General features: G+C 41.4%; 14 protein-coding genes. 3 read left to right on the plus strand and 11 right to left on the minus strand.

Features of this window, described 5'->3' with window-relative positions:
• Positions 1-73 precede the first annotated feature (73 nt).
• Complete coding sequence (locus D0S24_RS06385; RefSeq protein ID WP_117019020.1) at positions 74-1,546, plus strand: c-type cytochrome; 1,473 nt, start codon at positions 74-76, stop codon at positions 1,544-1,546.
• Between the two features lie 120 nt (positions 1,547-1,666).
• Here the strand turns inward: D0S24_RS06385 and D0S24_RS06390 are convergent, their stop codons facing one another.
• From D0S24_RS06390 to D0S24_RS06405, 4 genes are all read right to left on the minus strand, one after another.
• The gene (locus tag D0S24_RS06390; protein WP_117019021.1) at positions 1,667-3,226 is read right to left on the minus strand and encodes a DEAD/DEAH box helicase; all 1,560 of its coding nucleotides are present in this window, start codon (positions 3,224-3,226) and stop codon (positions 1,667-1,669) included.
• Positions 3,227-3,420: 194 nt separating this feature from the next.
• Positions 3,421-4,413 (minus strand): UDP-3-O-(3-hydroxymyristoyl)glucosamine N-acyltransferase, encoded by a 993-nt coding sequence (lpxD, locus tag D0S24_RS06395; RefSeq protein WP_117019022.1) that lies wholly within the window; start codon positions 4,411-4,413, stop codon positions 3,421-3,423.
• Between the two features lie 185 nt (positions 4,414-4,598).
• The gene (locus tag D0S24_RS06400; RefSeq protein ID WP_117019023.1) at positions 4,599-4,814 is read right to left on the minus strand and encodes a VF530 family DNA-binding protein; all 216 of its coding nucleotides are present in this window, start codon (positions 4,812-4,814) and stop codon (positions 4,599-4,601) included.
• A gap of 53 nt (positions 4,815-4,867) precedes the next feature.
• Complete coding sequence (locus tag D0S24_RS06405) at positions 4,868-6,226, minus strand: DEAD/DEAH box helicase (protein ID WP_117019335.1); 1,359 nt, start codon at positions 6,224-6,226, stop codon at positions 4,868-4,870.
• A gap of 422 nt (positions 6,227-6,648) precedes the next feature.
• On the opposite strand from D0S24_RS06405, the gene hpf reads away from it, so the two are divergent.
• On the plus strand, positions 6,649-6,951 hold the full coding sequence (gene hpf / locus D0S24_RS06410) for a ribosome hibernation-promoting factor, HPF/YfiA family (RefSeq protein ID WP_117019024.1): 303 nt from the start codon (positions 6,649-6,651) through the stop codon (positions 6,949-6,951).
• 112 nt (positions 6,952-7,063) lie between these two features.
• Here hpf and D0S24_RS06415 read toward each other — a convergent pair whose 3' ends face one another.
• Positions 7,064-7,411, minus strand: coding sequence for a hypothetical protein (locus tag D0S24_RS06415; protein WP_117019025.1), 348 nt, complete (start codon positions 7,409-7,411; stop codon positions 7,064-7,066).
• A 394-nt stretch (positions 7,412-7,805) separates the two neighbouring features.
• Here D0S24_RS06415 and D0S24_RS06420 point away from each other — a divergent pair, with 394 nt between their 5' ends.
• The gene (locus D0S24_RS06420; protein ID WP_117019026.1) at positions 7,806-8,750 is read left to right on the plus strand and encodes a TerC family protein; all 945 of its coding nucleotides are present in this window, start codon (positions 7,806-7,808) and stop codon (positions 8,748-8,750) included.
• Between the two features lie 23 nt (positions 8,751-8,773).
• Here D0S24_RS06420 and D0S24_RS06425 read toward each other — a convergent pair whose 3' ends face one another.
• The 6 genes from D0S24_RS06425 to D0S24_RS06450 form a co-directional block, all read right to left on the minus strand.
• A complete protein-coding gene (locus tag D0S24_RS06425) occupies positions 8,774-9,031 on the minus strand; it encodes an acyl carrier protein (RefSeq protein WP_117019027.1) in 258 nt (85 codons plus the stop codon).
• 8 nt (positions 9,032-9,039) lie between these two features.
• Entirely contained in the window at positions 9,040-10,311 is a 1,272-nt protein-coding gene (locus D0S24_RS06430) for a beta-ketoacyl synthase (protein WP_117019028.1), read from the minus strand.
• Entirely contained in the window at positions 10,308-10,757 is a 450-nt protein-coding gene (locus tag D0S24_RS06435) for a 3-hydroxyacyl-ACP dehydratase FabZ family protein (protein ID WP_117019029.1), read from the minus strand. Before D0S24_RS06435 ends, D0S24_RS06430 begins: the two co-directional genes overlap by 4 nt.
• 231 nt (positions 10,758-10,988) lie before the next feature.
• A complete protein-coding gene (locus D0S24_RS06440; RefSeq protein ID WP_117019030.1) occupies positions 10,989-12,044 on the minus strand; it encodes a type III polyketide synthase in 1,056 nt (351 codons plus the stop codon).
• Entirely contained in the window at positions 12,031-12,762 is a 732-nt protein-coding gene (locus D0S24_RS06445; RefSeq protein ID WP_117019031.1) for a methyltransferase domain-containing protein, read from the minus strand. The genes D0S24_RS06440 and D0S24_RS06445 overlap by 14 nt, the downstream gene beginning before the upstream one ends.
• On the minus strand, positions 12,759-13,889 hold the full coding sequence (locus D0S24_RS06450; protein WP_309545092.1) for an NAD(P)/FAD-dependent oxidoreductase: 1,131 nt from the start codon (positions 13,887-13,889) through the stop codon (positions 12,759-12,761). The genes D0S24_RS06445 and D0S24_RS06450 overlap by 4 nt, the downstream gene beginning before the upstream one ends.
• Positions 13,890-13,938 lie beyond the last annotated feature (49 nt).

Genomic DNA, 13,938 nt, shown 5'->3' on the forward strand with positions numbered 1-13,938 from the left:
TTAGTACGCGCACAGGGATTTATATGCTATATTATCCCTAATTTAATGGTACTTATTTCCAAACACCTTTGTTTTGAAAAATATTAGACTCCTGTCCGCAGCAATCATTCTATTTTTCCTAGTCCTATCCTGTTCCAAGGAAAGCAAGGAGGATCTTATAGACATTCTGGTCAATGAAGTACCTACCGACCAACCGGAAGAAGAGCCCGAAGGAGAAGAACCTTTAATAGAAAGCAGGCCACTTCTTGACAACCCCCAACGACCTGGGGACGCCTTGGCCGGGTACGAATATTTAATTTCAGGCAATTATATGAGCTCCGGTGTTCCCTATGATGCATTTTTACTGGGGACCAATGTAAATCCTGATAACCGCCTGAACAGAACCGGGGACAATGCAAACCTACCATACGACTACACTGCTGTAACCGCTGCCAATGGAGCAAAAGTGGTTGCCCCTAATTGTATGGCATGCCATGCCTCTACCATAAACAATGAATTTATTATTGGCCTAGGGAGCCATGACGCCGATTTTACGGTTAACCGGGCAAGTAATATAGCCTTTTTAAATTCGGGCATCAGAGCTTTGTATGGCGGGGAGGAAAGCGCGGAATGGCTGGCGTACGATCAATTTAGAAAGAGCATAGTCGCCATTGGCCCCAGGACAATGACAGAAACCAGAGGTTCGAATCCCGCAGATAAAATTACCCAGGTGTTAATAGCGCATCGGGATAAAAGCACCTTGGTATGGCAGGACACTCCATTGGTAGATATACCAGAAGAGGTAATCCCCTCAGATGTGCCCGCATGGTGGCTGTTAAAGAAAAAGAATGCCATGTTTTACCACGCCATTGGTCGACTAGATTTTTGCAAATCTTTTATAGGTTCCAGTCTACTGACCTTAGGTGACGCAACAAAGGCAGCTGAAATAGACGCCAAAATGGTAGATGTACTGGCCTATATACATAGTTTGGAAGCCCCTGAATATCCGTTTCCGGTAGATTATGATTTAGCGCAACAGGGCAAACAATTATTTGAAAATACCTGTGCAACCTGTCACGGTACCTATGGGGACAGCCCAACCTACCCTAATTTACTAGTGACCCTAAGATCCGTTGGCACAGACCCGGAACTATCCGATCATTACACAGAATCTTCCCCCATGAACGATTATTTTATGGATTGGTTCAATACAGGTTGGTTCGGTACATATGGCAATAATTTGCAGATAAAAGCGGAAGGCGGCTATATAGCTCCCCCCTTGGATGGTGTATGGGCCACTGCCCCTTACTTCCACAATGGATCCGTGCCTACCTTGGAGGATGTCCTGAACAGCAAGAACAGACCTAGACTATGGAGCAGGTCTTTTGACAATACCGATTACGATCAATCAAAAGTGGGCTGGATCTATACCACCGAACAGACCAAAGTGGATAAAAATACTTATGACACTACCTTGAAAGGATATGGAAATTTTGGCCACACCTTTGGCGACCAATTGACAGATTCTGAAAGATCCGCCTTATTGGAATACTTAAAAACACTGTAATTCAATATCTTACAGTTGTTTGTTTAACTCAAAAAAAATAACTTAAACAATCAGTGCCTAGAAAATTTACAGAACTCTTGTGTTGGTGTCTTCCATAATAACATAGACTACGGAAAACTGTTATTCCTCCGGTGGCCTACCGTGGATATCTTCGTAAATAGTATCAAAATTTTGACGTAAATGCGTACTTAACTTTTTGTGATAGTCATCCGTTAACCACTTCAGAAAGTTAAAGGTACTTTTACTAATACACTTGGCATAGCGCTGAATCCTATCGTCAATATCCGGACCCAACATTTTGGAGAGTGCCAGGGCATCATAAACATCCTCACTGTTTTCAACACATATTTTGGCATGTTGCGCTATGGATCGTTCCAATACGACCTTTGACGATTCCCCGTTTTTTACGGAATCCACATAGGTTTCCTTAATATCGAAATACACCTCCTCGGATTTGGCAAACTCGGCCCGCAATTCTTCGGGCATTTCCCATTTGAAATTGCTTTCCAGCTCCTCATCGCTTAAAAGTCGGTCCGCATAGAAATTGGGCGATTTAAAAATGGTCTGCCAGTCCAAATCCGCCCCCCAGGGACCAAAGCGATGGAAATTATTTCCAAGATCAATTACCGAAAAGGTAGATTTATTGTTCAAAATTCTGGAACCACGGCCAATCATTTGGTAATACAGGGTCAAGGATTTAGTGGCCCGGTTCAATATAATGGTATCTATGGTGGGTTCATCAAATCCGGTAGTCAATATACTTACGGACGTTAAAATGGCATTAGGTGTCATATTAAACCACTTTAAGATGGTTTTTCGTTGCTTTTTGGTGGCCGTATTGTCCAAATGTGCAATGGGATAGCCCGCCGCCCTGAAAGTCTCATAGACATGCAGGGAAGTGTTGATGCCATTGTTGAAAATCAACGTCTTTTTCCCTTTGGAGTGTTTTTCATAGGCCTCCAAAAGCTTGGTGAGCATCTGGCTGTTATTGTAAAGATCCTCTGAAGATTTTACCGTATAATCCCCATTGGAACCTACCTCCAAAGAAGTTAGCCCCATATTGTACGAATAGAATTCCGCACGGGCCAAAAACTCGTTTTCAATAAGGGATCCTATGGTTTCCCCTACGATCAATTCATCGTAATTGTCCTTCATGGGCAGGTCTTTATTGGAGCTCAACGGGGTTGCGGTAACGCCCAAAACAAATGAATTCTCAAAAAACTTGAACAATTTTGTGAACGAATTATAATGTGCCTCATCAATGATTACCAAGCCAACATTGGAGATATCCAATTTATCGTCCTGAAGCCTGTTGTTCAATGTCTCCACCATGGCCACGAAGCAACTGTACCCTTCCTGATCGTCCAGATTGGCCTTACTGTCCACTACTTTATTGGTTACCCCAAAACTGGTCAACATGGTAGAGGTTTGTTTGCAAAGCTCTATACGGTGGGTCATGATCAGCACCTTTTTATTATGGTGCTTGAGGTATTGCTTTGCTATTTCCGAAAAAATAACGGTTTTACCACCACCAGTGGGCAATTGGTACAAGAGATGGTAATCATCCGGGGCCGTTTCAAATTTATCAAAAATCTGGTCTATGGCTCCTTTTTGATAGCTGTACAGCTCCTTATCCGTTTTCCTTTCTACAATGGCATTGGCAATCAAAGTCTCCGACATAATCTCTTTTTTGGATTGCAAAACTAAGCTCTTTGTTGGGTGTTTAACGAATATTTTTAGAAAATTTAAGGATTATTTTTTTTGAATATCATCACTAATGGCCTATTGGGGCCATTATACGGTATAGAATATAGCACAATATTCACAAAAAGGCCATAAAACAGCTTGAAGAGGGTCTGGCGCTAGACTAGACACTAGGTCTTGGCAAGGTTTCTTAACGCCACCCATTGCTTCAACATTTCCCTGGAATCCGTGGCCGGATAACCCAATACCGTTTTTCCAGGAGCTACGTCGCACATTACTCCGGACCCTGCCCCTACCACTGCACCTGAATTAATGGTAGTATGATCTTTGATGGAAGCACTACCTCCTATTATTACACCATCGCCCAAGGTTACGGAACCGGCCAAACCACTGTGTCCGGCCATAATACAGGATCTTCCCAATATACAATTATGCGCTATTTGGACCAAATTGTCGATTTTACAGCCATCCCCTACAATTGTAGAGCTGAATTTTCCACGGTCAACACAGGAATTGGCCCCGATCTCAACATAATTACCGATCACCACATTTCCTATTTGAGGAATTTTCACCAAACCCCTGCCGCCCTCACTGGGCCGATAACCAAATCCATCCGCACCAATACTGACATTGGTATGAAAAATGCAGTTGCTGCCTATTATGCTCCGCTCTCTGATAACGGTACCCGACCATACCACGGTATGGTCGCCAATAGTAGTATTATCAAAAACGGTAACGTTGGGATAAAGAATGACCCCGTTTCCCAAAACTACATTTTTCCCCACATAACTGCCCGCTCCAATTTTACAGCCTTTACCTATCACAGCAGTTTCATCCACCGTTGCACGGGGATGTATTTCCTCCAATTGCCGGGGCGGTTCCGGCTGAAGGGCCTCGAGCAATTTCGCCATGGCCAAGTCGGCATTATCTACCTTTATGAAGGCCCTGTCCGTGCCGGGCAATATTTTTATGGTCTTGGGCACAATGGCGGCACTGGCACCGCAAGACTCCCATTGCCGTTCATATTTATTACCGGAGATAAAAGTGATTTGTCCGTCCCTGGCCCGGTCTATTTGTTCGGCACCAATGATAGGCTTATTATACGACCCTATAAGCTCCCCATCCAAAAGCTCACTTATTTCTGCAACGGTAAATGATTTCATTTAATGATATTGTTTTTGATTTATGGCTGCTAATATTGATTAATTAATTGATATATAATTAAATATACTGTTAAATATTAAACTATATATTTAATATTTAATACAGAATTCATAAAAACTAAAAATATCTGGTGGGTAACTTTGCTATTTTCTCCGCGAAGTATTTGGTTTTCCTTACTGGACAGTTATTTCCGTTGCGACTTTAGGTACAGTTGTTCCACCTTCTCCCTGGCCCATGGGGTTCTTCTTAAAAACTTTAAACTGGATTTAATGGAGGGATCGTGATTAAAGCAGCGTATGTTGATTTTAGCCCCCAGTTCCTCCCAACCATACTGCGCCACCAGGGAATCCAGAATATTGGCCAAAGTTATTCCATGTAAAGGATTCTTATTGTTATTCATTTAAAGTAAAACATTAAATAAAAATAATTATATATTTAAAATACAGATAAATATTATTTTCTTTTTTTATTTTTTTGGGCAAACTTCTTATCCCCCCTGGTAATCGGTTTTTTATACTTCTTGGCTATTGTCCTTTTATATGATCCTCCTTGGTTTACCTTTTTATTTTTTTCTGCTTTCTCATGAAAGGCCGCCCCTCGGGCCTCCAGTTCGGCGGCACTTACAGGGTTGTTGTGTTCCAAATTTATAGGGCGCTCCTCCGGTGCCAATTCCTCCGATATTTTCACCTCCTTTGGAAACTCCATCAAGGGAATTTCAAAATCCATTAATTGCTCTATGGCATTTTTGAACTCTTCCTCTTTCTCGGTATAAAGTAATAAGGAGTTCCCTTTCTTCTCCGCTCTTCCTGTTCTTCCTATACGATGCATATAGTTCTCAGGATATATGGGGGTGTCAAAATTTATGACATGGGTAATTTGTTCAAGATCCAAGCCCCTGGACATTATATCCGTAGAAACCAGTATCCTATTTTTTCCTTCATCGAATTGCTTGATGGACCTAATTCTGTAATTCTGTGTTTTATTGGAGTGAATTATAGCGGCCTCATCACCAAAATCCCCTTTCAAGGCCTCAAATAACCTGTCGGCACTTCTCTTATTGGAAACAAATATCAAAACCTTTCCAAAAACGGCCCTATCTTTCAGCAAAAAGGCCAAAAGATTTACCTTGGTGTAATAGTTTGGAACGGCATAGGCCACTTGTTCTATATTTTCCAACGGGGTTCCACTAACGGCAATCGATATTTTTTCAGGTGCAATAAAAAAGTCACCTATTAATTTGGAAACCTCCTCCGTCATGGTAGCCGAAAACATAATGTTCTGTCTTCTCTGGGGCATTAACTCAAAGATATTGGTAATCTGAAAACGGAAGCCCAGGTCCAACATCACATCTACCTCGTCGATTACCAATTTTTTGATATCCCGGAGCTTAACCGTCCTATCCAGAGTAAGATCGTACAATCTACCAGGAGTGGCCACCAAGATATCACATCCTAGGGCAACGGCTTGCCGCTGGGTATTTATATTTGCGCCTCCATATATACCGCAGACCCGGACACTCATATATTTGGAATAAGATTCGATATTGGCAACCACCTGTAAAACAAGTTCCCTAGTTGGCACCAATATCAAAATTCTCGGATTGGATTGTTTGGAAAATTTCAACTCTTGTAAAAGCGGCAACATATAGGCAAAGGTTTTTCCCGTACCTGTCTGTGCTATCCCAACTATATCCTTGCCCGACATGATTACGGAAAAGGCCTCTTCCTGGATCGGTGTCGGGGAAGCAAAGCCCAAATCCTCAATGGAATATTGTAATTGCTGTGATATTTTAAAATCTGAAAAACTGCCCATTACCAATATTTTTTTTGGCAAAGGTAGCCTTTATAATCCTGATTGCTACCCTTTTTCCAATTGTTGGTACGGATCAATATCACATAAAGTATCCTAATTAAAACTTAATTACCACGTTTAAATATTCGATTATTGTTATTTTGAAACCTACAAACAATTAAAATCCAAAAAAATGAAAAGCTTATGCCCCTATATGCCAAGTGAAGGTCCGAATGTGGCCTCCCGGTAAAAAGAATATTTTCGATCCGTTCCAAAACCGGGGAAGCATCCTTTTGGCCTACACCGAGTTACCCTAATGGAAGCTACGGTTGTAAGAATTTACCAAGAACTTCCCTTGGGTTTATTAAAAATAAAGACTAACTTAAATACCAGAATTTAAACCAGATGCAATCTTGGATCTGTTAACTTAAAAACCCTTTTATATGAATATCAATTTTGAATATGATGATGTAAAAGCCAGTGCCCGTCTAGAGGAATTGGTTACCAAGAAGTTGGAAAAACTAGAGGACAAGTATGATTTTATAGTGCGCGCGGATGTTTTCTTTAAAAAAGAGAACACTTCCACGCCCAATACCGGGTTAATCTGCAACATACGGCTCAGTGCCCCGGGCCCTAGGTTATTTGCCGAGTCCAATAATGCCAAATTTGAAATGGCCATTGCGGCTTCGGTAGAAGAACTGGAACGACAATTGGAAAAAAGAAAAGGCAAAATGAAAACCCATTGACCTAATTTCCATTAGTTAAATAATAATAATAATAATGCCCCTTGAAAAAATGGTATCTTCATGGGGCATTTTTATTTGCCAAAATTTAAACAGTTTCTTAATTTACAGATTCTCAATCCCCTTCACCCTCAAATTTAGCATCTGCCAAAGTTTTTAGCAATCTCTCCGAAAACGGGTTCTTATATAAATCCTTTAGCAGTTTTTTTCTTTTGCGGTCCGGGATGTCCAACGTATCCAAAATGCCCTGTCTTCTTTTGGCCTCGACCATCCGCTTTTTCTTGAGGTCCATCCGGTCCTTGGCCGATAATATCATGTCGGGCTCATACTCCTCCAGTACCGTCCGTTTTTCTACTTTCAGCTTTTTCCCCAAAGTGTCCTTTTTTTCTGATTGGGCACTACCGCCCACCCAAAAAAGAACCATTATAAGCACTATAACGGCCCTGTACATATCTTTAATCATATTTCATAAAAGTGTCTCCCTAAAGTTATAGCATTTTATGTGACCTGCCATACCAATATTCCGGTAGGGACCTACCGTATATCGTGTTTTATGGCCATTGTATCGATTTTTACCTCAATGAACTACCTTGACGCAGAGCGTACAAGGTATTAGAACCAAGACCGCTGCGTTACATGAACCTAGGTATAAGACAAAATAATCCAATCCCGTACATCATGACTACCTATAAAACTTCCCCCGAGGCTCTGCCTCGGGGGAATTCTATTGATTAATATTTATCCCCCCGGTTAAGCAAGTAATGCAAGCCACTATTGTCCAAAAAAAAGAATGTTTCTTTACCCCGCCCGTGATTTAAAAATGATACTTACATTTGTGCCTTTAAATACTATAGTGTATGTTGGTCTGGGGATTGTTTATTGGTCTTATCATTATTTTTTTAGCATTGGATCTCGGTGTTTTCCATAAACACGAACATGTAATAAAAACCAAGGAAGCAGGGATATGGACTGCCATATGGGTTACCGTTGCCCTTAGTTTTAGTGGGGTCATTTATTGGTTGTTCTCCAATGATATTATTGACAACCCTACTGCATTGACCCCTAATGATGCGGTTTTAAAATATATTACCGGTTATCTCATCGAGCTTTCCCTAAGTGTGGACAATGTCTTTGTAATTGCCGTAATATTCAGTGCATTCAAGATTCCCGCCATATACCAGCACAGGGTATTGTTCTGGGGGATATTGGGGGCCATTTTTTTCAGGGCCGTAATGATCCTATTTGGGGTTGCCCTGATTACCAAATTTGATTGGATCATTTATGTGTTTGGAGTATTCCTACTGTACACTGCCTTTAAGATGTTAAGGTCAGGCAATAACGAATTCGACCCAAAAAATTCTTTTGTTTTTAAGAGGTTAAAAAAGTTTTATCCCATAACCTCAACTATTCAAGGCCATGATTTTTTTGTGAAGCGTATGGGGGTCAAGGCGGCTACACCACTTTTTGTTGCCCTGATAGTCATTGAACTCACGGATATTCTTTTTGCGTTGGACAGTATCCCTGCAATCTTGGCCATTACGGCCGACCCATTTATCGTTTTCAGTTCCAATATTCTGGCCATATTGGGATTAAGATCCATGTATTTCCTGATATCCAGAATGCTGGAGAAATTTAGGTACATTAACTATAGCCTAGTGGTAATCCTAGCTTTTGTAGGATTAAAAATGTTGTTCTCCCATCATATTGAAATTGCGGAATGGGTTTCCCTAACGGTAATTTCCGTATCCTTGGTTGGCGGAGTAGTTTCATCACTATTCATCCCTGAAGAAAAAAAAGAATAAACTAACTCGGGTAAAGGATCCGGTTATTTTTTATCCCTTAATTTTTGGGTTATGATATTTAGGGCATCCCTTACGGTCTGCATCCTGTCCATATCCTCATTTTCCAAACGTATCCCAAAGGCATCCTCTACATCCAGAACAATATCTACTAAATTGGCCGAATTGATATTGAGTTCCTTGATAAAATTACTATCCATTCCAATAGCCCCGACCGGGACATCTTCCGGAAGGTACATCTTAACAATATCCTTCAATTGTGTAAAACGGTGATCATCCTCCATAGTTACATTTACTTATATTCCTTAAAGATAACACAGGCATTTACATCTCCAAATCCAAAACTTGCTTTTGCCGTTATTCTAGGTCTATGGGAAATTGTTTTCAAAGGAATTTTGGAAGGATCTACCAAATCCAATATTTCAGGATGAAGATCATGACAATTTGGGTTCCCAAAAACCAAAGCCTCCCTGAATTGCAACAGGGCAGCCACACATTCCACGCTGCCAGAAGCGGCAAGGCAATGCCCTACCAGCCCCTTTGTTGCGTTTATGTACGGAAAATCCTTGCCGGTCCGCCCCAAGGCCTCGCTCCAATTTTTAATTTCTTCCGCATCTTTCGATGTGGCCGTTAAATGACCATTAATAACATCCACTTCAGATTTTTCAATCCCTGCATCATTAAGAGCTTCCAGAATACATTTTTGTACCGCTTGGCTATTAGGAGCCGTCATACTGCCCACTCCACGCTGTCCTCCGCTATTTACCGCACCACCCAAAACCTCGGCATATATTTTGGCCCCTCTTCCTAATGCGCTTTCCAACGACTCCAAAACCATTGCTCCTGCCCCGCTACCCGGAACAAACCCGGAAGCACTTGCACTCATAGGCCTGCTGGCCTCTTGCGGATTATGGTTGTAATAGGATGGCAGTATACGCATAGCATCAAAACCGCCCCAGATATACGGGCCACTATCGTTACAACTCCCTACCAACATTCTTTCCGCTTTTCCTGACCTAATGCGCTCCATCCCCATAATTACCCCTTCCGTACCCGTTGCACAGGCCGAAGAATTGGTCGTTACTTGATTGCCACATCCCAAAATTCCACCTAAATAAGCACTGATGCCACTGGCCATGGTCTGCATTACCGAACTACTGCCCAAACGACGGGCGTTATTATCATCTATTAAATAAATGGATTCCCGTAGCTTGTCTATTCCCAATATCCCGGTTCCAAAAATTATTCCACTGTCCCAATCCGGGCAATCCTTACCTGTCAAGGACAGACCCGCATCCTTCCATGCATCCGTTCCGGCCATGACGCCATAAACGAGGCCGCTGGAGTTTAATCCCCTTAATTGTAATTTGGTAAAATAGGCTTCCTTTAAACTATCCGGTATTTCCGGTTTTCCAGCTATTTGACATCCAAACCCCAAATCGGCCAACTCCTGATGAAACCTAATTCCACTTATACCCTTTAGCATGGAATCATAAAAATTGGAAACGCCTACCCCGTTCGGGGCGCATATTCCTAGTCCGGTTATCATTACCCGCCTGTTCATGTATTGGTATACCTTATCATCCCGGACAAAACACCTCTGCAGACCAACTGGGCTTGCCGATTGTACATTTTAACCTCACATTTCAACTTATTGAAGCGAAAGAAAAGCATATTGGATTTTACGGTCACCGTCTCCAAAGGCAGGACCGGTAACATAAACTGCATCTCGGAACCGCTTAAAGCCACCTGAAAACCTGCTGTTTCCCCTTCTTCCGTACTTAGTAGGTATATTCCCAAACACACCAATCCTATCTGGGCACAACATTCCGTAAGAATCACTCCGGGAGTAACAGGATGTCCCTTAAAATGCCCTTTATAAAAAAATTCCTCCTTTTTAAAAGTGTAGCAACCTTCAATGGCATTGTCACTCACCATATTGATCCTATCCACGAACAAGAAAGGATCTTCATAAGGTAATTTTTTAATTATATCATTAGTAACAAGCATATAAAAATCTTCTAACTAAATTATCACTTTATATATTAATTGAAATTAAAAGTAAATATATTTCGGTTAAGCCATTTGGCAATATGCAATTTGCCGCAATCAAAACTTCTTTTTTCCACACCTCTTGCTTATGGCTTATGGTTTATGGTTTATGGTTTATGGTTTATGGTTTATGGCAAAATTATTTTTTAGAAGCTAAAGCGGGATACGCTATAAACTTTTCCGTCGCCATTACCATTCCAGCAAAATACGCTGGGCAGAGAATCCCGGCCCAAAACTCAACATTAATCCCTGTTCCCCTTCCAGAATATCCCTTTCCATAAATCGCTCCAAAACATATAGTACCGTGGCGCTGCTCATGTTGCCGTATAAACGCAACGTTTCTCTGGTATCATGCAAATTCTTGCCCAATTCACCAAAAAGATTTTCCACGGTCTCCACAATTTTCTTTCCCCCTGGGTGAAAAACCAAATGATCCACTTTTTCAATATTACTTCCGTACCGCTTCAAAAATGGATGGATGATTTTTGGAAAATGGTCGGAAATGGCCTTTGGCACCATGGGGTCCAGAATCATTTTTAGACCGGTATTGGTCAAATCGAAGCCCATCATATGTGTTGCACCGGGAAAATGGTACATTTCTTCCCCTATAATTCTAGGCCCCTTGGCGTCTTTTTCCGAAGACATCAGCACACAGGCAGCACCATCACCAAAAATAGCGGCACTTATCATATTGGCCATAGAGTAGTCATTGTGCTGAAAAGTTGCGGTAGGGCTTTCAACAGCCACAATGGCCGCCCTCTTCCCCGGATTGGCCCTCAAAAAATTACTGGCATATATTATACCGGATACACCTGCCGCACAGCCCATCTCCGTAACGGGCAAACGAACAATATCTTTCCTGAGGTCCAGATCATTTATAAGATAGGCATCCAAGGACGGAATCATTATCCCCGTACAACTCACAGTTATAATATAATCCAGGCTATCGGCCTCCCAGCCCCTTTTAACAAGGGCACTCTTCAGGACAGTTTTCCCCAACTTCTTGACTTCACGGACATATACCTTGTTTTTATCTTCGAAAGAAGTGGCTTCAAACACCTCTTCCGGACTCATTATACTATACCGTTTGTCTACAGCGGCCCCTTCAAATATTTTGAGCACCTTACGCTGTAAACGCTCATCCCTGCCGTACAGCCATTTTTCTACAAAAGGTAAAATATCCTTAGTATCTCTACTGTATTGTGGCAATGATTTGGTTACTGCAACTATCCTAGTCCCTTCCATATGGCAGCTGTTTTCCCTTAGTTCTTATTATCCATAAATACCTAAATGCCCACCTCCAACAAATATCGTGTTCCACATGGGGCAGACCAACAGAAAAAGTTATTAGATCCAATTTGGTAAATGCACTTTTTATTGAAACCAGACCATCATGTTTTGCGATCTTGGTTTTTATAAAAATAAGGCTAAAGAGCTTAAAAAGATGATAGGATAGTTTACTTCTTTGTAAATCGTTTATTACAATGCCCAATCTGCTCAGCTTTACAAATTGATCCAAAAAAATAGATATCTCATCGGTATCAAAATGATGCATGGTTAGGGTACAGAGAAGAATATCGCATTGTAGCTCCTTTGCTTCCGGTGCCAGAATATCCAGTTCCTGGAATCTTATATTGGGGTGCTCCCTAGCTTTTTCTTTGGCCAGTGCAATGGATTTGGAATTTAAATCCACACCAATTAAATTCAGGCTTACCGGTTTGTCCCTGTAAAACGAAGCAACTTTTACTAACATGCTCCCGTCTCCGCAGCCCATATCAATAATAGTATAGGAATCCTGGGGATTTTCTTCCATTATTTTTTCAATGGCCCTTAGGGAAAGGGAAAAACCTTGCAAAATAGTATTGACCTTGTTTATGTCCGCATAGACCCTTTGCAACATTAGCGTATCCAAATACGGGTCGTCCATGAGCTCTCTTGTGCAACTACGTTTCTTATAATTCATTGGCACCGGATAATTTGTCCATGGGTGTTTTTGATCAGCTTGTTCACAATATAAGGAGAATTGACTAGTATTCCCATAGCAACATGGGATAGTCTTGGGTTCAACAATACCGCTTGCAACTGCCTGCCCATCCAAAGCCTCTTGGCGAACATATGCTGCCATTGGGTTTCATAATCCCTTTCCAACTGGGACCTATCCCCAAATCCGGTTTTAAAATAGGTATGGATAGATTCCGAAGCCATTTTAGCGCTATGAAGGGCCATGGCCATACCATTGCCACACAAAGGATGTATAAGACCGGCAGTATCCCCGCACATAATGATATGTTGCTCTACTGGTTTTTTTTTATGAAAAGAAACCTGTCCTATGGTCATAGGCTGGTCAAATAACATCTCCGCATCATTTAGAAATTTGTCGAGATAGGGATTCCTGGCAATAATATTTTGATTAAATCTTGCCATATTCTTTTCTTTCTTAAAGCTGTCGTAAGCAACCAGATAACAAAAATTTACGGCCCCGCTCTCCGTTTTGGACAGTCCACCGTAACCACCCCTAAAATTATGGATAGCCACTAAATTTTCTGGGAAGGAGTCCAATTTATAATGGGCCTTTACAGCCAACCATGGGGATTTTTTCTGAATAAACCGTCGCTTTAAATCTTTATCCAACATCCCTCTTTTCCCATAAGACCCGATCACAAACTTGCCCGTGCATTCCCTTCCAGATTCCAGACCGACCCTAAAATGGTTATTTACATACCTAATGGAGTTTACACTTTCAATAAAGACCTTTGCCCCCAATTCCTTGGCCCTTTTATACAAAAGATGGTCAAATGCATGCCTGCTAAGACCAAATCCTCCCATGGGCAATTTAGCCTTTAAAACGTTCCCGTTCTCCAAACTCAAAAGCATTTCATTAATTGGAATGGTAGGAGGCAAAGAAATACCCAAAAATTCCAAATAAGGTCCCACTTCGTTGGAAACATACTCTCCACAAACCTTATGATGGGGGTATTGTTTACTTTCAAAAACCGCCACATTGTAGTTTTTGCTTCGCAAGTGAATTGCGGCGGTTAAACCGGCAAGGCCTCCCCCCACAATAATGACATCAAAATCGCACATAAACATAATGTACTGAATTTATACAAAAAAACCCGATGAATATCATCGGGTTTTA

The organism is Arenibacter sp. P308M17, from assembly GCF_003426735.1.
Lineage (GTDB): Bacteria > Bacteroidota > Bacteroidia > Flavobacteriales > Flavobacteriaceae > Arenibacter.

Coding starts and splice junctions, on each gene's coding strand:
- D0S24_RS06435 (WP_117019029.1), bottom strand. CDS start 10,757: ATGCTTGTTACTAATGATATAATTAAAAAATTACCTTATGAAGATCCT.
- D0S24_RS06420 (WP_117019026.1), top strand. CDS start 7,806: ATGTTGGTCTGGGGATTGTTTATTGGTCTTATCATTATTTTTTTAGCA.
- D0S24_RS06405 (WP_117019335.1), bottom strand. CDS start 6,226: ATGGGCAGTTTTTCAGATTTTAAAATATCACAGCAATTACAATATTCC.
- D0S24_RS06400 (WP_117019023.1), bottom strand. CDS start 4,814: ATGAATAACAATAAGAATCCTTTACATGGAATAACTTTGGCCAATATT.
- D0S24_RS06445 (WP_117019031.1), bottom strand. CDS start 12,762: ATGAATTATAAGAAACGTAGTTGCACAAGAGAGCTCATGGACGACCCG.
- D0S24_RS06430 (WP_117019028.1), bottom strand. CDS start 10,311: ATGAACAGGCGGGTAATGATAACCGGACTAGGAATATGCGCCCCGAAC.
- D0S24_RS06440 (WP_117019030.1), bottom strand. CDS start 12,044: ATGGAAGGGACTAGGATAGTTGCAGTAACCAAATCATTGCCACAATAC.
- hpf (WP_117019024.1), top strand. CDS start 6,649: ATGAATATCAATTTTGAATATGATGATGTAAAAGCCAGTGCCCGTCTA.
- D0S24_RS06425 (WP_117019027.1), bottom strand. CDS start 9,031: ATGGAGGATGATCACCGTTTTACACAATTGAAGGATATTGTTAAGATG.
- D0S24_RS06415 (WP_117019025.1), bottom strand. CDS start 7,411: ATGATTAAAGATATGTACAGGGCCGTTATAGTGCTTATAATGGTTCTT.
- lpxD (WP_117019022.1), bottom strand. CDS start 4,413: ATGAAATCATTTACCGTTGCAGAAATAAGTGAGCTTTTGGATGGGGAG.
- D0S24_RS06450 (WP_309545092.1), bottom strand. CDS start 13,889: ATGTTTATGTGCGATTTTGATGTCATTATTGTGGGGGGAGGCCTTGCC.
- D0S24_RS06390 (WP_117019021.1), bottom strand. CDS start 3,226: ATGTCGGAGACTTTGATTGCCAATGCCATTGTAGAAAGGAAAACGGAT.